The sequence below is a fragment of the Microbulbifer variabilis genome (assembly GCF_056232115.1).
The window spans coordinates 1584743-1605722 of sequence record NZ_CP174325.1 but is presented as its reverse complement, the minus strand read 5'-3'; the positions used below and the strand labels follow the sequence as shown (position 1 = coordinate 1605722).

Sequence of the window (20980 nt, the reverse complement as noted above, 5' to 3'; positions counted from 1 at the left end):
CTACTGCTCAATCTTTCATGATATGGAGGCTTCTCAAGCCGGGCTGATGTTCAGTTCTTGCTGCTCGATACCAGAGTGGCGCAACAGTGCATCAATCTGGGGTTCTCGACCACGGAACTCAGTAAACAGTTCAAGTGCATCACGACTACCTCCCTGCTCTAGAATGCTATGCAAGAATCGCTTGCCAGTGGTTTCATCAAAAATGCCTTTCTCCTCAAACAGGGAAAAAGCATCAGCAGACAGCACCTCCGCCCACTTATAACTGTAATACCCTGCCGCATAGCCGCCGGCAAAAATATGGCTAAATGCATGCTGGAAACGATTTTGTGCCGACACAGGCACCACGGCAACTTCAGAGCGTACCTCAGTAAGCAGATGCTGGATCTTCTCGGCGGACAATTCCTCTTCACAGCAATGCAAGCGGAAGTCAAATAATGCAAATTCCAGCTGACGCACAGTAAACATGGCGGACTGGAAGTTCTTTGCCGCAAGCATCTTATCCAGCAGTTCCTTCGGCAGAGGATCACTGGTTTCAAAATGTGCAGAGAGCATGGTTATCGCCTGTGGTTGCCAACACCAGTTCTCCAGGAATTGGCTGGGCATCTCAACAGCATCCCAGGCAACACCATTAATCCCGGAAACAGCTGCCACATCAATTTTCGTGAGCATGTGGTGCAAACCATGACCAAACTCATGGAACAGCGTGGTCACCTCGTAATGTGTTAATAGAGAGGGCATATCACCAGCAGCTGGACTGAAATTACAAACGAGATATGCAATGGGCAACTGTATTCCTTGCTCAGTCTGGCGACGGGTTGCCACGGTATCCATCCAGGCGCCGCCACGCTTTTTCTCCCTGGCGAACGCGTCCAGGTAGAAGCCGGCAATACGTTCACCGCCCCTCAGTAGCCAGAAAAATTGCACATCGTCATGCCAGGTAGCAACTGAGGTATCCTCCTCGACAGTAATTCCAAAAAGCTTCTCAACGACCGCAAACAATCCATCGACGACTTTTGCGTAGGGGAAATAGGGGCGTAGTTCTTCCTGGCTGATGGCATAGCGTTTTTGCTTAAGCTTCTCCGCTACCCAGGCAATATCCCAGGGTTGTAATTCATCCAATTCGAATTCTATTTTGGCGAATTCACTGAGTTCCTTCATCTCCTGCTCAGCAGCCGGCCTTGCCCGCTTTGCCAAGTCGTTAAGAAATTCCAGTACACGCTCAGTATTTGGCGCCATTTTGCTGGCCAGGGATAGCTGAGAATAACTGTCCAAACCCAATAGTCGAGCCTGGTCCGCACGCAGAGCCAAAATGGATTCCATCACCTCGGAATTATCAAATTCACCAGCATTCGGACCAACTTCAGAAGCCCTACTGACAAAAGCCAAGTGCACCTGACGACGTAATTCGCGATTATCCGCATGGGTCATTACTGCCAGATAGCAGGGGCCCTCCAGTGTGACCAACCAACCGTTTTTACCTTTGCCCTGCGCGGCGCTGCTTGCAGCCGCTAACGCAGTCTGCGGCAAGCCCGCTAACTCTGCTTCATCTTCAGTGTGCCAAGTCCAGGCATTTGTGGCATCCAGCACGTTATTGGCAAACTGGCTGGAAAGCTCTGCCAAACGGCGACTGTTGGCTGCGAATTGTTCACGGGCACCCCCCTGTAACCCAACACCACTGAGCTCGAAATCCCGCAGGCCCAATTCCACCGACTTTTTACGAGCTTGTTGCCAACTATCGAATCCCTGAGCGGCAGCCAGCTCTTGGTAAACCTCATACAGCTCACGATTTTGACCCAGTTCGGTCCAATAAGCAGTCACTTGCGCTAGTGCAGCTTCATAGGGCGAGCGCCACTCACCACTCAATACACTGTTTAGGTGGCTCACCGGAGAGAAGGCGCGGTTCAGTTCGTCCTGGGCCTGCTCTAGGGGTACCAGCGTATTTTCCCAGCCCGGATTATCCAAGCCCTGCTGTAACTGTTGCTGACAATGGGCGATCAGCTCGGAGATTGCCGGCTCGACCTGTGTCGGCTGCAATTGGTCAAATGCCGGAAGTAGCGGGATATTCAGTAATGGATTGGACATACAGGACCCTGTGCTCGAAATAGGATACAGCTATGATAGAGGATTCATTGTACAGGAGCTTCTTTATGTCCCCACTGCGCAGCCACAACGACTCTGCCGGCGAGAAAGTCCCGCAAATCGGTAATGGTGTTTATATCGATCCACAGTCGGCTGTGATCGGCGATGTCACTCTCGGGGATGATTGCTCCGTATGGCCAATGGCCGTGGTACGCGGCGATATGCACCGTATTCAAATAGGTGCGCGGACCAGTGTACAGGATGGGGCTGTATTACATATCACTCATGCCGGCCCTTTCAATACTGACGGCTGGCCCCTGACAATTGGCGAAGATGTCACTATCGGACATAAGGCCTGCCTGCACGGCTGCACCATTGGCAATCGAGTGCTCATCGGTATCGGTGCCATTGTGTTGGATGGTGCAACGATTGAGGATGAAGTGGTGCTAGCTGCAGGAGCCTTGGTGCCACCGGGCAAAACCCTGGAAAGTGGCTACCTCTATGTAGGTGCCCCTTGCAAGAAAGCTCGCCCTCTATCCGAAAAAGAAAGGGCTTTCTTCCGTTATTCTGCTGAGAACTATGTGAACCTCAAAGAACAGTACCTGTTGCAGGAACAGTACTAAACACTCACTGATTTAAAGAGTGCCCATGCTCAACCTCAATACCGATCAACTGCACACTTTCGTGCGCGCGTGCGAAGAGAAATCCTTTTCTGCTGTCGCCAGGGGAATGGGCCGCGCACAGTCTTCAGTGAGTAGCTCCATTCAAAACCTGGAACTCGACCTGGGGCTAGTTCTGTTCGATCGCAGTGGAAAGTATCCCCAGCCCACTGCAGCAGCCCAGGCCCTGCTGCCTCTGGCCCGTCAGGCCCTGGGACAGCTGCATCGTTTCCAGCAGGCTGCGGACTCCTACCAATGCGGAGAGGAGCCACTGTTGCGAGTCCAGTTTGAAGAGCTGGTTATGCCTGACCGCCTCAACGACATGCTGGCGACATTCAGTAAGCATTTTCCCCACACTACATTGCAGTTGAGCAGCGCCGACGGCGAGCATGCTGTGGGCAGTGTGGCCCAAGGTACCGTAGACTTCGCCTTTGTAAATGCTCGGGAAAATTACCCTGATGCATTGGATTTCAGTACCCTCGGTCGACAGCCTGTGCTCTGTCTCGCCAGCCCTGATCACGCCCTGGCGCAAGAGAGTAGTGCCAGCCTCAGTGAGGCTGCCCAGTACCGGCAGATTATCACCGCATCAGTGACCAGCCAGCACCGCTGGCAACTCTCGGCTCAAATCTGGATCTGTGACTCCCTACTGCAAGCTCTGGATCTAGCTTGTAAAGGCGTCGGCTGGGTAAACGCTCCATATGAGCTGGCACGCCCCTTCCTAAAGAGCGGAAAATTAGTAGAGCTAAACTTAACCAGCGCGCTCAGTGCCTGGAGCCTGGATGTCGACCTGCTCTGGTCGGCCAGAACAGCCCAGGGCCAGGCTGGACTTTGGTTCGCACGCGAGGCTAGGCGCCTATACGGCAACTACTACAGCCCACCTATCGAAATTACCGATAGAAGCTAATTTCTTCCTAACGGAAATAACAATAAAACTTAGCTGCAGGGCCTATTGAGCCCAACTTTCTAGTATCGGCAACCAGGAGCCTACGATATGAATGAACAGCAGCGTCTAGAGGAAATGGACACTTTCTCCCGTAGATACCGCTACGACATGGACTACCTCAGGGAGTTTTTGCGAAGCTCTCCGCAGGGTTATGAAAAGTTCGCCAATTTCCAACCGCTATCCATGCATAGGGAATTCCTGCCACTGGATATATTCTGGGTCAGTAAGCTGGCAGCCATGCAGGTGGCCGACTGCGGTGCCTGCCTGCAGCTCAATGTGCGTATGGCGCTGGAAGCGGAAATAGATCCGGCAGTGGTCAAAGCCTGTATCCAGGGCGGCAGCAACCTGCCTGAAGCGCTAAAAGATATTTATGACTTCTCCACCGCACTGGCGAGTTACAAGAATATCGATCCGGTGCTGGATGAGCGCATCGGTGTCCAGCTCGATATGAAACAGCGGATTGAACTGGGCGTGAGCGTGGCAACTGCTTCAGTCTATCCAACCATCAAACGCGCCATGGGCCACACCCAAAGTTGCAGTCTTATCGAGATCGAATTCGAAGCCTGAATACATTGCCGGCCATGTCTGCCGGCAATTTTTTTACTTGCCCTGGAGTCGCAGTAAGCCGGAAGCAGCTATACCGCCAATGGCACAAGCCAGGATTATAACTAACGGAGTCAGTTGCCCCAGCATAAAGGCGCCGTAGTCGTAACCGCGCTGGGGCAGCAGGTAGAGCAACATTAAGCCAGCTGGCACCAATGAGAGCAGTGCGCCACGCAAAAGCCAGGTATTTCGCCAGGGTAACAGGAACAACAGCCCACAAAGGCCACCCCAAACAATACGCTGGTATAAATAGGCGTTGCTTAGCCGAGGAGCCAGATCCACTCCCAGCCACTGAGTAAAACCGTATTGCCCCATAGCCCAAAGGCCAAGCGCATAACAAAGCCCGCCAAAACAACCAACAGCAAAACACACGGATAATTTGCGTACCAACTCACGCACAGCCAGTTCCTCTAATTATTGTTGTTATTCAATTCCCGGCGCAGCCTGGCCATCACGGGGGTCACCAGTGGGCGTACACCACGCCATAAGAAAAATGATTCCGCTGCCTGCCCCACCAACATACCTAACCCATCTGCAGCCTCGATACCCAAACCATGAGCCCAATGCACAAAAGGAGTGGCTCCGGTGGCATACACCATGTCGTAGGCTTTGCCCCCCTGAGCGAACAGGTGATCCGGCAATGGCGGCAGCTCATTGTCCAGGCTGGCGGAGCTGGCATTGATCACCAGGTCAAAACTACCACACAACCCCTGCAAACCACCTCCGCTGAGGGCGCCATAATGGGAGAATTCATCTGCCAATTGTTCAGCCCGGTCTGCGGTGCGATTAGCCACATGCAAATGAGCCGGCTGCTCTGCCAGCAGTGGTAAAAGGGCTCCGCGCGCAGCACCGCCAGCGCCCAGCAGCAGAACTCGCTTGTCACGAATTGACCATCCCAGGTTGTCACGGATATCGGCCACCAAGCCGGCACCGTCGGTATTGTCACCCAGTAGCCGCCCATCTCGTCGAAGTATCAGAGTATTCACTGCTCCGGCAGCGGCAGCGCGCTCGGTGAGTTCGTCCGCTAACTCGCATGCCTTCAGTTTAAATGGCACTGTAACATTCAAACCACGGCCACCCTCCGCAAAGAAAGTACGCACGCTATGGGCGAATCCATCCAGAGGTGCAAGCAATTTGCTATAGGTAAGATCCTGGCCGGTTTGCTTGGCAAAAGCGATGTGAATTTCTGGGGAGAGGGAATGGGCAATAGGATTGCCCACAACTCCATAGCGATCACTCATGAAAGTGACCTCTTGCGCGCCCTTACCGCTTCGCGAATTTTGGCGCTTTCATCGACAATAATCAGACCGTCTATCTTAAGCCCCGATTCTGTCTCGGTGAGCAAATAGCGGGTTTGGGAGCTGTAAAGCTCAACTGCTTTTTCTTCTCCCTTGGGGTGTAGCAATGTCCAGCGCACACTGGCCAGGCTACTGAATTCATTCAACTCGATAACCTCTGTTACTGTGCCAAGGATCTGACAAACCTCTAAACGACGATAGGCGTTTAGTAGCTTGCTTACTTGCTTTACAAAAGCCTCGCGATCAATTGCCGATTTACTGCCGTCCTCATGGTAGTAATGTAGGGGAAAACGGTAAAAGTCGGCAATCTGCTCAGCATCCCCTGTTTCAAAGTGGCGTCGGTAGTCAAGAAACAGTGAATTGATGCCTTCCAGTCGCGATTGATGCACGGCATACCTCCGTTGTGACAAATTCCCCGGCTATAGCCAGTCCCGATGTGGCAGAAAATCTGTATAGAGTTTTTCCTCTGCTGAGCCCGGCTCGGGGTGCCAGTCGTACTTCCAACTGACCAATGATGGCAGGGACATCAGGATCGACTCGGTACGCCCACCGCTTTGTAAACCAAACAAAGTGCCGCGATCGAACACCAGATTGAACTCCACATAACGGCCACGACGGTACAGTTGAAATTCGCGTTCGCGCTCGCCAAAATCAGTGTCTTTTCGCTTTTGCACTATGGGCAGATAAGCATCCAAGTAGCTGTCGCCCACGGCACGGGTAAAGGCAAAAGCATTGTCGAATCCCCCCTCGTTAAAATCGTCAAAAAACAGGCCACCCACTCCGCGAGCCTCATCGCGATGCTTCAGGTAAAAATACTTGTCACACCATTGCTTGAAGCGTGGGTAGGTATCCTCGCCAAACGGGGCACATGCCTGCCTGGCTGTGCTGTGCCAGTGCACAACATCCTCTTCAAAACCGTAGTAAGGGGTAAGGTCATATCCCCCTCCGAACCACCATATTGGTTCGGCACCGGGCTTTTTAGCGACAAATAGACGTACATTGGCATGGCTGGTGGGCACATACGGGTTACGAGGGTGAATTACTAGGGAGACACCCATGGCCTCAAATGAACAACCGGCCAGTTCAGGACGGCTCGCTGTAGCAGAGGGCGGCAGGCCATCGCCGTAGACGTGGGAAAAATTCACACCGCCCTTCTCTATCAGGTTGCCCTCTTCCAGCACTCGGGTTCTCCCGCCGCCACCGCCAGGTCTCTCCCAGGCATCCTCATGAAATTTCCGCCCATCCTCGGCGCCCAGGGCATCGCAGATGCGATCCTGCAGATTCAGCAGGTAGGCTTTTACTTCCTTGGTATCTATATCATTCATGGGGAACACTGCTTTTGCTTATCAGAAATCAACCACCCGCGCGCATCAATTTTCCGCTGAGCAGATCGCGGATTTCACTTGGTGAATTGCGGCCGCCGGTGGAGCCTCCACCGACAAAGTCGAGCGCATCGCCGAAATATCGCAATACCTGGTACTTATAGCGAGCGGGCTGACATCCCGCCGGGTTGGCAGAAGTGGATACAATAGCACCGCCAAAAGCGCGTGTTAACGCTGCGGTGAATGAGTGGTCAGTGCAACGCAAGGCCACTGACGGATGGGCGCCACAGACCCAGTAGGGGATGCGGCCCAAATGGGGAACCAACCAGGTAACCGGACCAGGCCAGGTTGCATGCAATTGCTGGCGCTGCTCATCACTGAGGGGGTCGAGTAATTCGCTAAAACTCGCCTCCTCTCCGGAAACCAGGATCAGGCCCTTCTCCAGTGGACGGTTCTTCAATTGCAACAAACGCCGAACCGCCTGTAAATTATTTGGGTCACAGGCGAGCCCCCACACAGATTCGGTAGGGTGGGCAATAACACCGCCCGCCGCCAGGGCTCGGGCGGCCTGCTTTACAGCGAGCGGTGAATACAACATAGCGACGAATTACTTGGTTTTGCGCTGCTGCAGGTCTTTTTGCAGCTGCTCATCCTTGGCAATAATCGCTTCGGCATTGGCACGACGTTCATCTACCAGCTTCTGGTGCATTTCAGCATCAGAAGAACCGATAATCTGTGCAGCCAGATAGGCTGCGTTCTTGGCACCAGCCTTGCCAATCGCCACAGTTGCCACCGGGATGCCACCAGGCATTTGTACGGTGGATAACAGGGCATCCAGGCCATCCAGGGAAGCGTTAATCGGCACACCTATCACCGGCTTCAGGGTGGTGGCAGACACTGCACCAGCCAAGTGCGCAGCCATACCCGCGGCACAGATAAAGGCTGCACAGCCGCGCTTGTCGGCATCGGTAACGTAATTATGTGTGGCTTCCGGGGTGCGGTGGGCGGAAGTGACTTTTACCTCAAAAGGAATATCGAACTTTTCCAACACACCAAAGGCGGCTTCCATGACTGGCAGATCGGAGTCGGAACCCATCAGGATTGCTACAAAAGGCTTGCTCATTTCAACTCTCTTTACTGTCGAAGCGGGGGAAGCGCGGCAATCTAGCCGATTGTGCAGTTGGGCACAAGGTGTTGCCGCTACCAACAACTCCTTCTGGTTAATATTTGAACATCCTTGTTTTGCCGAGATGAGTCTCTTCCAGTTTTACCTGGTTAGAGCCACGCCTGACTCACGGGTTCCACCACCATGGGCGTGTGGTTTCTGGATGTCTGACCCTTCCAATCGAAGATACTGGCTTTATATCTCTTATTCCGAGAGTATCCAGTTTTTTCCTGTAACGTTCTTGATCCCCATCAGTTACCGAAAGGGTCAACGCTTGCCTGAAACTCTTCCGGTAGCCACCATCACCAACCTTGAAGCGGGCCATCCCCAGGAGAAAATGAAAACGGTGATCAGCTCTTTCCAGAGAGATCGCGTCCTTGGCCCGCTTGAGTGCCAATTCAAAGTGCTCTTGTTTATAGGCAGCCAAGGCCATGCCATACCAGTAGTAGGGATTTTGTTCTCGATACCCCTGTAGCCGCTCAGAGAGAATATTCGCCAAATCAAAATCACTGCGGTTTCTGAGTGCTCTCTCCAAATTACTCAGGGCAATCAAATTAGTATTATCCAGTCCAAGAGATACCCCGTAGGCATCGACAGCTTGGTCTGAATACCCCGCAGAGCGATAGATTGCACCCAAATTATTCCAAAGGTCTGACGCATCGGGAGACAAGGATAAGGCTTTGCGTAAGTAAATAAATGCCCGATTTATATCTCGCTTAGAAAGAAAGTCCATCGCCAGATTACTATAAAATCTGGCAAATGCTTCATCATCTCCAAGTGTTTTTTGGCGATAGGCTGGAGTGTAATCAACAAAATTGAAATCCAAGACACGGTGCTCATTTCCAACATCGGCAATGACATTGATGTGTTGGTAAACAAAAGTATGCTGACCTTCAAAATACCGAGTTTCTGGTATAAACACCTCATTAAATTTTATGTCTATATCCAGTTCTCGAGCCATAGCAACCATAAAGGCACTAAACGCCATACAGTTACCCCGCTGCTCTTCAAATACTTTAGAAGCTTCTAGGGTGGCATCAGCATCATAATAAATTGAGAAATTGTTACCTTGTAAACTTCCAACCAGGGTATTAAGGCGATCACTATCGGTTACACCATCGACCGACCCCAAAAGCAACCGCATCTCATCATTCACTGCCAAAATATCTATATCGGGAAGATCGGTATCTGATACCGGGTGCCCCAAAAGAACAGCACCTGAGAGTAAATTTTCTTTTGTGAAGTTTTGTGGTGGCAAAGAATCGGTGATCGAGGGCTGCACTGCACATGCAGCCAAGCCCAGCATCATTATTAGAAGGATAATTATTCTTATAAATTGTATTTTCATAGTTTTGTCCTTCTACGTATTTTCAAAATACATAAAACATGAAATACATTTTTATCATAAAAGTCAGGATAATTTATTGTTAATATCAGATTAATTACATTTACTCACCACAGCTGGACCAACCTGCGGCAGAAAAGACCATGACTATTTGTACAGTCCAGCACCCACCCAACGTATTCATTGCAAGTGTTCAATTTCGCACTTTACCTGTTGAATAAATGGCTACACTGCATCGGCAAGCAACTTCATTTTAAGTTAGATCTTTCTCAGCCAACCTACAGCAAGCAGAACCGCGGGCAGTTAGCTGATAACCACTGGGTAATTCTTCTAAAAGCCCCTCCAGTTCCAACTGTAACAACAACCCCATCAACTCCCCCGAACCTTCCCCACTATCCATAGCCAGTTGCTCAATACTGCGGGGGCCGCCAGCGAGGGCATCCACAATAACCTGTTGGCGCCCCTCTAATACTTCACGGTTTTTTTCCGCTGAAACAGGCTCTGACAGTAGCCCCCCCAACTGGGAGGCGATGTCGCCACTGGTCTCAACCAAAGTCGCGCCCTGCCTGATCAGGTGGTGGCAGCCTTGAGCCATCGGATTGTGAATCGAGCCAGGAATGGCAAACACTTCTCGGTTTTGCTCCAGTGCCAAGCGCGCCGTAATTAGGGAGCCGGAACGCAACGCAGCTTCAACTAATAACACCCCCATAGAAAGCCCACTAATAATACGGTTGCGGCGAGGGAAGTTTTTGGCCTCGGCACTACTACCCAAAGGCAGCTCACTGAGAATCGTTCCGCCCCTTTCGAGAATATCCCCTGCCAGCCTCTGGTTATGACGAGGGTAGATTCGGTCCACACCGCTTCCCAACACTGCAATAGTTGCCCCCCTTCCATACAGGGCTCCGAGATGCGCCGCCGCATCTACCCCCAGGGCAAGTCCAGAGGTGATTGCGAAACCGGCAGTGGCGAGCTCTGCGGCAAACGCGCGAGCATTATCCAAGCCGGCGCTGGTAGCGCGGCGGGCACCCACAATAGCAATCTGTGGCAAGCAAAGGTTTTCTGTCCTGCCGCGAAGATAAAGTACCGGAGGTGGTCGGGAAGTTTCACTTAATAGAACTGGATAATCAGTATCCCCATAACACATTAAATGAATCCCATTCTCTACGCAGCGAGCACGCTCTTCTTCAACCCAACTGATTAGGGCACTCTGGGCCTGCAATCGGGTGAACTCATACCACTGGGATCGGGCTCGTGCTGGGAGTTTAGATAACAGGGTATTGGGGAGTTGCTGCAAGGCTTGAAGCGGGCAACCGAAGTGCTCGAGCAATTGCCAATATCGGGCGGGGCCTATGCCCTCTAGGCGTAGTAGGGCCATGCTTGCGGTTAACGCATCCATGCCGTTTACTCTGTTTTTTGGTTGAGCGGCGGTCCAAACAGCAAGATCCGCCGCAGAGAATAGGGCTACGTTAAGGGTTGCGCACCAGATCCATCACAGCCAGGGGGCGCTCTGCCTCAAGCACCAGGGCGAGACTCATCTTTTCAAAGGTGCGAAATACCATCATCTCACCAGCGCGTTCATCAGGCAATTTCACACTGTCACCGACAATACGATCGCGAACAACGGAGCCGCGCTTGTAAACAGCCATAACATTACCCGGCTCTATGCCATCGCGGTCTCCCAGATTGAGGATAACCACATCGAACTTACCGATCTGGGTAACTCCTTCATCCACTCCGACAATCAATCCATCTATGGGAAGAGCTGGAGCACTGGGATGAAATAATGCTTCGATTGAGCGTTCCTCTACCGGCATCAAGCGATCTTCCAGGCGAATCTCGCGAGCCGTATTGGCCACTCCCAAAGTGGCTACTGAGAATCCAGGCAGGCTATCCGGGTCCAACTGCAGCAGGTCAACTTCCCCGATACCCAACGCTTGGCGACCAAGGGTTTCATTACTGACAGGATCGGCATAAACCGGTCCGGGACGGTATAGACCATAAGAGGCCAAGGGGGCCTCGAAGTCACCGCGTGCATAAATGGTATCTCCAGCGCCCATCAGGATATGGTTATCGGAACCGGACACCACATAGGGCGTACCTTCAAAAGCGTTGGGTTCAACGATACGGGTACGCGAGAGAAAAGCATTTATTGCATCAAGAGGAATCGCAGGGATAGCATTTTCTACCGCTTCACGGCGGATCTGGGGCGTCAGGCGACTGCCATCCACTCCTGGTGACAGCTGGTAAGCCCGTGGACCGCGCTGGAGCTGTAACTGAGGCTGTCCATCCACATAGACCAGGCGCAAGCTGTCGCCGGGGTAAATTAAGTGCGGGTTTTCCACTTGAGGATTCACCTGCCAGATCTCGGGCCAATACCATGGCTGTACCAGAAACTCACTGGAGATATCCCACAGGGTATCGCCCTTCTGCACTACATAAGCATCGGGATGACTGGGGTTCAGGCGTACCTGATCCTGGGCTTCAGTGCCCAGGGCAACCGCCAGCATCGAAACAGCGGCCAGGATTATTTTTTTCATGGAAGCATTCCTATGCTCTTTATCGCTATAATTCTCAGCGCCGGGCTACTCTCTGGTGGAAAGTAGCCGGACCCGGGCGCAAAGCGCCAGCGAAAATCAGGGGTCCACTCGGTAAATATTGAGCGCGATCATAATGTTATCAGCGCACGTTCAACGAATACTAGAAGTTTGTCACAGGTGTTATGGCTAAACTCGAGATACTGGAATTTCCCGATCCTCGTCTACGCGAGGTCGCAAAACCGGTCGCTGAAGTGACCGATGCACATCGCCAGTTGCTGGACGACATGTTTGAAACCATGTATGCCGCACCCGGCATCGGCCTCGCCGCTATCCAGGTCAATGTGCAGGAGCGCATTGTGGTGGTGGATATATCCGAGGATGGAAGCGAGCCACTCGGCTTTATCAACCCGGAAATCGAAGTACTGGAAGAGGAAATCCACCAGTACGATGAGGGTTGTCTATCCGTGCCAGGCTTCTACGAGACCGTGGAGCGCCCGCGTAAAGTGCGGATCAAGGCCCTGGATCGCAATGGTGAACCCTTTGCCATTGAAGCAGAGGGACTATTGGCAGTATGTATCCAGCATGAAGTCGACCATCTGGATGGCAAACTGTTCGTGGATTACATCTCCCCACTCAAGCGCAACCGCATTCGCTCCAAGCTGGAAAAATCCCAGCGCCGACGCGCCTGATAAAGAAGGCTGGCCGCCGGCATATCCGGCGCCAGCTATTTCCTCCGATTTGAGAATCAGCCAGTGAATATCATTTTTGCCGGCACGCCGGACTTTGCCGCCGTGCATCTGCAAGCGCTACTAGATAGTGAGCACAATGTCATTGCCGTATACACCCAACCGGACAGGCCGGCGGGTCGGGGCAAGAAGCTGCTGTCCAGCCCGGTCAAGCAATTAGCCCTTTCCTACGATATTCCAGTGTACCAACCACTGAACCTGCGCGACAAAGATGCCCAGGCCGAACTTGCATCTTTACGCGCAGATATAATGGTGGTGGTGGCCTATGGCCTGATTCTTCCCCAGGCGGTTCTGGATACTCCCCGTTTGGGCTGTGTCAATGTACACGCTTCTTTATTGCCACGTTGGCGCGGTGCCGCGCCCATACAGCGCGCGGTAGAAGCTGGGGACCTCAAGAGTGGCGTGGCCATTATGCAAATGGAGGCTGGCCTTGATACAGGGCCGGTTATAGTGGAACGCCGTTGTGCCATTGAACAGGATGAGACTGGCGGAAGTCTGCACGACAAGTTGGCAGAGCTCGGCGGTCCTGCCCTGATTGAAGCCCTGACAAAAATGGCTTCCGGCACAGCCAAGCCAGAAATCCAGGATGAAAACCAGGCCAACTACGCTAATAAAATTTCCAAGGAAGAGGCACGTCTAGATTGGCGGCGATCCGCAGAGGAGCTGCAACGACAGATCCGCGCCTTTAACCCCTTCCCGGTTTCCTGGACTACCTACCTCGATAAAAAAGGCGAGCAGCGGTTACGTATTTACAGTGCCGCACTAGAGCGCGGCTGTCACGATCAGGCACCCGGCACTATCCTCGCCAGCGATGATGAAGGTATCCTGGTTGCCTGTGGCCGCGAGGCCCTGCGCCTACAACTCCTGCAACTGCCTGGCAAAAAGGCCCTACCGGCAGCAGAAATCCTGAAAGGCTATCGAGAGCAGTTCGCCCCAGGCACGCTGCTGGGTGAAACAATACGATGAGTAGAGATGTACGCGCCGAAGCCGCTCGAATTATCGCCGCCCTACTGGAAGAGCAGGGTTCGCTGGCACGCCTGTTACCAAAGGCCGAAGACAAGGTAGAGGAGCGCGACCGCGCACTCCTACGCGAACTCTGTTACGGCAGCGCCCGCTACGCACCGCGACTGCAATTAATCGCGGCCAAGCTGCTGCGCAGGAAGCCCGGAGACACCCTGGTCAGCGCTTTGATTCTGTTGGGCCTATATCAACTGGAATACACTCGTATTCCCGATCATGCGGCTATTTCAGCTACGGTAAACGCCGCGCGCAGTCTGGGCTTGGATCGAGCTACCGGGGTGATTAACGGCGTATTGCGCAATGCACTACGCAACAGCGAACAACTACAGCGCAAACTATCCGGCAACCCCCAATTCAGCTCCATACACCCTGCATGGCTACAACAACGTATCAAAGCCGCTTGGCCAGATCGGGCATCAGGAATTTTCCGTGCCAACAACGCCAACCCTCCTATGACCCTGAGGGTAAATACGTGCAAAATTTCCCGTGCGGATTATTTGCAGGAGCTTGCTGAAACCGGCCTATCCGCAGAACCCTGCCCGGTATCACCAGTTGGTATCACCCTGGTTGAGCCGGTATCGGTGGGCGCTTTGCCGGGCTTCACAGAAGGGCTGGTTAGCGTGCAGGATGAATCTGCTCAATTGGCGGCGCTACTGCTCAATCCTCTACCTGGCGAGAAGGTGCTTGACGCCTGTGCGGCACCGGGCGGCAAAAGTTGCCACCTGCTGGAACAACAGCCCACTATTGAGCTAAGTGCACTGGATATCGAGGAAAATCGCCTTGATCGTGTGCGGGAGAACCTCGACCGCTGTGGGCTGAGTGCGCAGTTAATCTGTGCTGATGCGAGCGCACCAGAGGCCTGGTGGGATGGGCAGCAATTTGATCGTATCCTGCTCGACGCCCCCTGCTCCGCCACTGGTGTGATCCGCCGCAACCCAGATATCAAATTATTACGACGCGATGAAGATATTGCCGAACTGGCTCGGCTGCAGGGTGAGATATTACGCTCCAGCTGGGGTCTGCTGAAACCCGGTGGCAGCCTGGTTTATGCTACCTGCTCAGTACTACCAACGGAAAATAGTGAAGTTGTCGCGGCTTTCATTGCGGAGACTGTAGATGCGAGCGACAATACTCCTGAACTGCTAAACGGCAAGTCCTGGGGAGAAAAGCAGCCTGTGGGGATACAGCTTCTGCCCCAGAACAGTGGCGGCGACGGTTTCTACTACGCTCTGCTGAGCAAAGCCGAATAACAGCGGCGCGGGCCGCGAGTCTCATCCGATATGAAAATTGTCATTCTCGGCGCCGGCCAGGTGGGCGGCTCACTGGCGGAGGCCCTGGCCTCAGAACGCAACGATATTGTCCTGGTGGACAGCGACGAGAAAACCTTGCGCGAGCTTCGTGATCGTATCGATATCGGCGTGGTTATCGGCCACGCCTCTCATCCTGACGTACTGATGGATGCAGGTATTGAAGATGCCGATATCCTGGTGGCGGTGACCAACAACGATGAAACCAATATGGCGGCCTGCCAGATTGCACACTCACTGTTTCGCGTACCCACTAAAATTGCACGGGTTCGCGCCTCTTCCTACCTGCGTCACCCAGAGCTGTTCGATAACCAGGCCATTCCTATTGATGTCCTGATTAGTCCGGAGCAACTGGTATCAGAATATATTGCACGCTTGATGGAACACCCCGGCGCACTGCAGGTGCTGGACTTCGCCGATGGCCGAGTACAGCTTGTTACGGTATTAGCGGTACAGGGCGGCCCTCTGGTGGGGCACCAATTGCGCTACCTGCGCGAACATATGCCGAAGGTGGATACCCGGGTGGCAGCCATCTACCGCCGCAACCGTCCCATAATTCCTCAGGGTGACACAGTTATCGAAGCCGGTGACGAAGTATTCTTTATCGCTGCGCGCGCTGATATTCGTGCAGTAATGAGCGAATTGCGCCGTCTGGAGCACGGCTACAAACGCGTAGTCATTGCCGGTGGCGGCAATATCGGCCTGCGTCTCGCCACCAAGCTGGAAAACCGCTATTCAGTCAAGATTATTGAGCAGAGCCACGAGCGCTGTATCTTCCTGTCCGAAGAGCTTTCCCACACCATTATTTTGCACGGTAGTGCCTCTGACCAGGAACTGTTGCTGGAGGAAAATATCGAGGATACGGATGTGTTCCTCGCCCTCACCAATGATGACGAAGCTAACATCATGTCATCACTACTGGCTAAACGGCTCGGCGCGCGCAAGGTAATGACCCTCATCAATAACCGTGCTTATGTCGACCTGGTACAAGGTGGTGAGATCGATATTGCTATTTCACCACAGCAAAATACGATCGGTAGCCTGCTTACCCATGTGCGTCGTGGTGACATGGTTAATGTCCACTCCCTGCGCCGCGGTGCAGCTGAAGCCATTGAGGTTGTCGCCCATGGTGATGAACGCACCTCTAAGGTGGTTGGTAAAAAAATCGAGGACATCGACCTTCCCGATGGCGCTTCTATCGGAGCCATTGTGCGTGAGACAGAAAATGGCAGTGAAGTTTTGATGGCCCATGATGATGTGATTGTGCAAAGTGACGATCATGTAATTGTGTTTCTGGTAGATCGCCGCCAGACACGCCATGTGGAACAACTGTTCCAGGTGGGTTTCGGCTTTTTCTAAAGCCAGAATTCGATTTATAACTCCGGCGATCACTACTCCTTTCGTCCACATAAAGAAACTACAGATAACAGGCTAATAGGCGCCAATGCGAATAGCGGTAATTGCGCGAGTTTTTGGAATTCTACTGACGGTGTTCAGCCTGACACTGCTGCCGCCTATCGTGGTGTCCCTATGGTATAGCGACGACACCCACAGTGCCTTTATTGCCGCTTTTGCTATTACCCTGATTACCGGTCTGTTTATGTGGCTACCTGTGCATGACCTGCGCCAGGATCTACGTACACGGGATGGCTTTGTGGTGACTTCGCTATTTTGGCTGATCCTTGGTAGTTTTGGTTCCCTGCCCTTCATTATCAGCCCACAGCCAGACCTGAGTATTACCGATTCGATTTTCGAATCGATTTCCGGACTGACAACCACTGGTGCCACGGTAATTACCGGCCTGGACACTCTGCCTCCAGCAATCCTTTACTACCGCCAGCAATTGCAGTGGTTTGGTGGCATCGGCGTAATTGTTATTGCGCTGGCTATCCTGCCCATGCTCGGTATTGGTGGCATGCAGTTATACAAAGCGGAAATTCCCGGACCGGTGAAAGACACCAAATTAACACCGCGTATCGCCGAAACGGCGCGAGCGTTGATCGTGATTTATGTAATCCTCACTATCCTGTGTGGTATCGGTTACTGGTGGGCCGGCATGACCGTTTTCGACGCCGTTGGCCATGCCTTTTCAACCGTAGCCAACGGCGGCTTCTCCACCCATGATGCCAGTATGGGCTTTTACGCCCACAACCGCGCGATCATGGTGATCTGTATCATTTTCATGTTTACCGCAGCGATCAACTTCGGCTTGCACTTTTACGCCTTTCGTAACAAAACCATAAAGCACTACTGGCGCGACTCCGAATTTCGCTTTTACGTGATGCTTATTTTGGGCGCCGGCTTGCTGATCAGTTGCTACCTGTGGATATTGAATATTTTCTCGCCCGGAAACAGCCTGCTACACGGCTTTTTCCAGGTGGTCTCAATCAGTACTACTGCGGGTTTTGCCTCTGAAAACTTCTCAGCCTGGCCGGTATTCCTTCCCTATGCGTTGCTACTCCTAGGGATTCTCGGCGCCTGTGCCGGCTCCACCTCTGGTGGTATCAAGGCCGTGCGCGGCATGTTGATCATGAAATCCGGCATGCGCGAGCTAAACCGCCTGGTACATGCCAATGCGGTGATCCCCATTAAGATCAACCGCAAAATCGTACCCGACCGCGTAACCGATGCCGTATGGGGTTTCTTTGCCGTCTATGTGCTGTCGTTTTTTATTCTCTCAATTATTGTGATCGCCACCGGCGAGGATTTTGTTACCTCTGTGACCACCGTAGCCTCCTGCCTCAGTAATATCGGACCCGCGCTCGGGGATGCGGCCTCCCATTATGGCTCCGTCAATGAGGTGGCGAAGTGGTTCCTGATCCTCGCCATGTTGATGGGCCGCCTGGAAATTTTCACCTTGCTGGTACTACTGACTCCGGCTTTCTGGCGCCATTAAAACTGCCCCGTCTCCTTGGACGCTTGACGCATAGCAATATTTTTTAGTTTCTGCCAAAGTTATCTTCTACAGGAAGTAACGAATAAGAACATGGCTGTATGAGCAGAAACACCAGTGAGTTGCTCGGTCAGTTAAAAATTGACCGGGATGCGGCTCAAGAAATACCTTCATCACCGCGGAAAACCCTTTTGGCGGCCTCTATTGGCACCATTGCCGGCCTGGTAATAGGATTTGCCGCTGGTAACTTACTGACGGAAGAGCAGCCCCCTGAGTCACCAGTGCAAGCTCGACCAGAAAACTCCACTGCATCAGCACCTACACACAATTCCCCCGCAAGGATGGAAACCGTCCTCAATGCGTCCGGCTACATTACAGCACGGCGCATGGCCACAGTATCTGCAGAAGTGATGGGCCTGATCAGCAGTGTGGATGTCGAGGAGGGAATGCAAGTCAGTGAGGGCCAGGTGCTGGCACGTCTCGATGATGTAAAAGCACGGGTCAGCTTGGATTTTGCCTTAGCCCAGATAGAGGTGCTGCAAGCCCAGGAAGCCAGTATCAGCGCCAAACTAAAAGAAGCCGAACGACAGTATCAGCGCTTTGCGGGACTGCGCGATAAGAACTATTCGAGCAAAGCGCAGCTTACCCAGAGCCAGGCAAGTGCGGAGGGCCTCAGGGCCGACTTAAGAAGTGCCCGAGCCAACATTGAGGTCGCTAAACTCGAAGCCGAACGTCAGCGCGAACGGCTGGAAGATCACACTATTCGCGCCCCCTTCACCGGGATCGTCACACAAAAAAATGCGCAGCCTGGTGAAATTGTCGCCCCCAGCTCTGCTGGCGGTGGCTTCACCCGCACAGGCATCTGTACCATCGTGGACATGAACTCACTGGAGATCGAAGTAGACGTCAATGAAGCATTTATCGGCCGCGTATCTACTGGACAGCGGGTAAATGCCAATCTGGACGCCTACCCGGAATGGAATATTCCAGCAACAGTAATTGCCATTATTCCAACCGCCGATCGCGCCAAGGCCACTGTGCGGGTACGTATTGGTATTGATGACAAAGACCCTCGTATCCTGCCGGATATGGGTGTCAAAGTTGGGTTCCTGGCCGGGGAGGAATTGGCTATCTAGCGGCACAGGCGACATCACCATTCATTTTATATTAAGAGGGATTTTTAGATGTCAGAAGATGTGTTGTTTCAATTAAAGAACGTCAGTAAAAATTTTGTCAAAGGCAAAGAGAAAATTTCTATCTTTGACGACCTCAACATGACCATAGATCGGGGGGATTTTGTCGCTATCATGGGGCCATCCGGCTCAGGTAAAACCACTCTGCTAAACATGTTAGGCGGTGTTGATCAACCCAGTGGTGGCGAGGTCTGGTTTGACGGTACACGTATTGATTCTCTTAGCGAAGGTGCCCTGACTCGCTGGAGAGCGGAAAATATTGGTTTTATTTTCCAGTTCTACAATTTAATGCCAATGCTGAATGCGCAGCGCAATGTGGAGCTGCCACTAATGCTGACCAAGCTATCTAAAGCGCAACGACGTAAAAATGTGGAAACAGCACTCGCTCTTGTGGGGTTGAGCGATCGCGCCAAACACATGTCTAGCGAGATGTCCGGTGGTCAACAGCAACGAGTGGCCATCGCCCGCGCAATTGTCTCCGATCCCAAACTGATATTGTGTGACGAACCCACAGGAGATCTGGACCGTGCTACTGCCGATGAAATCCTGGAAATGTTGCAGTTGCTAAATCGCGACCATGGAAAAACTATCGTCATGGTCACCCACGACCCCGCTGCAGCCAAATACGCCAAACGCACCCTGCATCTCGATAAAGGGCAATTTGTGCAGGGGGAAATAGTGGCATGAACGAATTTTATTTAATTTATAAAAACATGACGAGAAAGCCTCTACGGCTTTTCCTCACATGTTTTGCCATATTTATTGCCTTTCTGATTTTTGGCGCGGTTACCAGTTTAAAAACTGCACTAAATTCCAGTGTGGAACTTTCTGCAGACAATCGTTTAGTGGTTTTTAATCGTATAAATTTTACCAAGTCGCTACCCATTGCGTACTACCAAAAAGTTGCCGCAGTAGAGGGGGTAAAGGACGTTACCCATCTTAATTGGTTTGGCGGCTATTACCAGGAACCGGCAAGACAAGTAGTCTCTATGGCAGTGGAACCAGAATCTTACCTAAGGGTTTACAAGGAAGTTGTTGTTCCCGAAGACCAAAAGAGGGCCTGGTTCAACAATCGTCAGGGCGTTTTAGTCGGTGAAAAACTCGCGCAAATTTATGGTTGGAAAATTGGTGATCGGATTCCAATTTCCTCCAATATTTTCACCCACAAAGACGGTGGCTACACCTGGGAGTTTGTAGTATCCGGAATTTTTAAAGGGGATACTGAACAATACGATACACGTCAGATGCTTTTCCACTATAAGTATTTTATGGAAACCCAAACATTTGGTGGTGACTGGATCGGCTGGATGGCCCTTACCACTGAAGATTCTTCCCTCAATGAAAAAGTGGCGAAAACTATTGATGATACTTTTGCCAACTCTCAAAATGAAACGGATACCAGCACTGAAAAGGCCTTTAATAAGGCTTTTATTGAACAAATCGGAAATATTGGACTGATCATTTTCTCAGTTGTATTTACCGCTTTCTTCACCATTCTGGTTGTGGTCGGCAACACCATGGCACTGGCTATTCGCGAACGCACCGGGGAGATTGCTGTGTTGAAAACTTTAGGTTTTTCCAGTAGCAGAATTTTCCGTATGGTGCTTTCGGAATCCATGCTGGTCGCGCTGGTCGGTGGACTCTCGGGTCTTGCCGCAGCCTGGTTGCTGGTCGAGGGTGTTAAAACTTTCCTTGCCAGGTTTCTACCCAACCTGATTCTGGACGGAAATATCGCCCTGCAAGCGCTGGTATTTATGCTTTTACTAGGGTTAATTACCGGGTTACTGCCAGCATTTAATGCTCTGCGCCTAAACATCGTCACGGCATTTAACCGTCAACAATAAATCAGCTGATACTCGGCTTCGCTGTC

At 52.2% G+C, this 20980-nt stretch carries 21 protein-coding genes; 11 read left to right on the top strand and 10 right to left on the bottom strand.

Features of this window, described 5'->3' with window-relative positions; genetic code table 11:
* Positions 1-33 precede the first annotated feature (33 nt).
* The gene (locus ACJJI7_RS06995) at positions 34-2082 is read right to left on the bottom strand and encodes a M3 family metallopeptidase (RefSeq protein WP_444902418.1); all 2049 of its coding nucleotides are present in this window, start codon (positions 2080-2082) and stop codon (positions 34-36) included.
* 65 nt (positions 2083-2147) lie between these two features.
* Here ACJJI7_RS06995 and ACJJI7_RS06990 point away from each other — a divergent pair, with 65 nt between their 5' ends.
* From ACJJI7_RS06990 to ACJJI7_RS06980, 3 genes are all read left to right on the top strand, one after another.
* A complete protein-coding gene (locus ACJJI7_RS06990) occupies positions 2148-2702 on the top strand; it encodes a gamma carbonic anhydrase family protein (protein WP_282952015.1) in 555 nt (184 codons plus the stop codon).
* Between the two features lie 25 nt (positions 2703-2727).
* Positions 2728-3642 (top strand): LysR family transcriptional regulator, encoded by a 915-nt coding sequence (locus ACJJI7_RS06985; protein ID WP_020413843.1) that lies wholly within the window; start codon positions 2728-2730, stop codon positions 3640-3642.
* A gap of 87 nt (positions 3643-3729) precedes the next feature.
* The gene (locus ACJJI7_RS06980; protein WP_282952018.1) at positions 3730-4248 is read left to right on the top strand and encodes a hypothetical protein; all 519 of its coding nucleotides are present in this window, start codon (positions 3730-3732) and stop codon (positions 4246-4248) included.
* 33 nt (positions 4249-4281) lie between these two features.
* Here ACJJI7_RS06980 and ACJJI7_RS06975 read toward each other — a convergent pair whose 3' ends face one another.
* The 9 genes from ACJJI7_RS06975 to ACJJI7_RS06935 all read right to left on the bottom strand — a co-directional run bounded on the left by ACJJI7_RS06975 (position 4282) and on the right by ACJJI7_RS06935 (position 11951).
* On the bottom strand, positions 4282-4683 hold the full coding sequence (locus ACJJI7_RS06975) for a hypothetical protein (RefSeq protein WP_020413845.1): 402 nt from the start codon (positions 4681-4683) through the stop codon (positions 4282-4284).
* Positions 4684-4694: 11 nt separating this feature from the next.
* On the bottom strand, positions 4695-5525 hold the full coding sequence (gene aroE / locus ACJJI7_RS06970) for a shikimate dehydrogenase (RefSeq protein WP_282952019.1): 831 nt from the start codon (positions 5523-5525) through the stop codon (positions 4695-4697).
* Complete coding sequence (locus tag ACJJI7_RS06965; protein WP_282952020.1) at positions 5522-5971, bottom strand: DUF6841 family protein; 450 nt, start codon at positions 5969-5971, stop codon at positions 5522-5524. The genes aroE and ACJJI7_RS06965 overlap by 4 nt, the downstream gene beginning before the upstream one ends.
* 30 nt (positions 5972-6001) lie before the next feature.
* Positions 6002-6907, bottom strand: a complete 906-nt coding sequence (gene hemF / locus ACJJI7_RS06960; protein WP_282952021.1) for an oxygen-dependent coproporphyrinogen oxidase — start codon at positions 6905-6907, stop codon at positions 6002-6004.
* A gap of 28 nt (positions 6908-6935) precedes the next feature.
* Complete coding sequence (locus tag ACJJI7_RS06955; RefSeq protein ID WP_020413849.1) at positions 6936-7502, bottom strand: L-threonylcarbamoyladenylate synthase; 567 nt, start codon at positions 7500-7502, stop codon at positions 6936-6938.
* Positions 7503-7511: 9 nt separating this feature from the next.
* Positions 7512-8027 carry a 5-(carboxyamino)imidazole ribonucleotide mutase gene (purE, locus tag ACJJI7_RS06950; RefSeq protein WP_020413850.1) on the bottom strand — a complete coding sequence of 172 codons (516 nt, stop codon included), beginning with the start codon at positions 8025-8027 and terminating at the stop codon, positions 7512-7514.
* Between the two features lie 169 nt (positions 8028-8196).
* A complete protein-coding gene (locus tag ACJJI7_RS06945; protein ID WP_157533529.1) occupies positions 8197-9417 on the bottom strand; it encodes a tetratricopeptide repeat protein in 1221 nt (406 codons plus the stop codon).
* Positions 9418-9667: 250 nt separating this feature from the next.
* Entirely contained in the window at positions 9668-10810 is a 1143-nt protein-coding gene (dprA, locus tag ACJJI7_RS06940) for a DNA-processing protein DprA (RefSeq protein ID WP_444902419.1), read from the bottom strand.
* 70 nt (positions 10811-10880) lie between these two features.
* Complete coding sequence (locus ACJJI7_RS06935) at positions 10881-11951, bottom strand: LysM peptidoglycan-binding domain-containing protein (protein ID WP_020413853.1); 1071 nt, start codon at positions 11949-11951, stop codon at positions 10881-10883.
* A gap of 182 nt (positions 11952-12133) precedes the next feature.
* On the opposite strand from ACJJI7_RS06935, the gene def reads away from it, so the two are divergent.
* The 8 genes from def (at position 12134) to ACJJI7_RS06895 (ending at position 20954) form a co-directional block, all read left to right on the top strand.
* Entirely contained in the window at positions 12134-12640 is a 507-nt protein-coding gene (gene def, locus ACJJI7_RS06930; RefSeq protein ID WP_020413854.1) for a peptide deformylase, read from the top strand.
* A 63-nt stretch (positions 12641-12703) separates the two neighbouring features.
* Positions 12704-13663 (top strand): methionyl-tRNA formyltransferase, encoded by a 960-nt coding sequence (fmt, locus tag ACJJI7_RS06925; protein WP_282952024.1) that lies wholly within the window; start codon positions 12704-12706, stop codon positions 13661-13663.
* Complete coding sequence (gene rsmB / locus ACJJI7_RS06920; RefSeq protein ID WP_282952025.1) at positions 13660-14967, top strand: 16S rRNA (cytosine(967)-C(5))-methyltransferase RsmB; 1308 nt, start codon at positions 13660-13662, stop codon at positions 14965-14967. Before fmt ends, rsmB begins: the two co-directional genes overlap by 4 nt.
* 30 nt (positions 14968-14997) lie before the next feature.
* The gene (trkA, locus tag ACJJI7_RS06915; protein WP_020413857.1) at positions 14998-16383 is read left to right on the top strand and encodes a Trk system potassium transporter TrkA; all 1386 of its coding nucleotides are present in this window, start codon (positions 14998-15000) and stop codon (positions 16381-16383) included.
* Positions 16384-16468: 85 nt separating this feature from the next.
* A complete protein-coding gene (locus ACJJI7_RS06910; RefSeq protein ID WP_020413858.1) occupies positions 16469-17920 on the top strand; it encodes a TrkH family potassium uptake protein in 1452 nt (483 codons plus the stop codon).
* Positions 17921-18018: 98 nt separating this feature from the next.
* Complete coding sequence (locus ACJJI7_RS06905) at positions 18019-19053, top strand: efflux RND transporter periplasmic adaptor subunit (protein WP_353375837.1); 1035 nt, start codon at positions 18019-18021, stop codon at positions 19051-19053.
* 48 nt (positions 19054-19101) lie between these two features.
* Positions 19102-19797 (top strand): ABC transporter ATP-binding protein, encoded by a 696-nt coding sequence (locus tag ACJJI7_RS06900; RefSeq protein ID WP_444902420.1) that lies wholly within the window; start codon positions 19102-19104, stop codon positions 19795-19797.
* The gene (locus ACJJI7_RS06895) at positions 19794-20954 is read left to right on the top strand and encodes an ABC transporter permease (RefSeq protein WP_020413861.1); all 1161 of its coding nucleotides are present in this window, start codon (positions 19794-19796) and stop codon (positions 20952-20954) included. The genes ACJJI7_RS06900 and ACJJI7_RS06895 overlap by 4 nt, the downstream gene beginning before the upstream one ends.
* Positions 20955-20980: the final 26 nt, after the last annotated feature.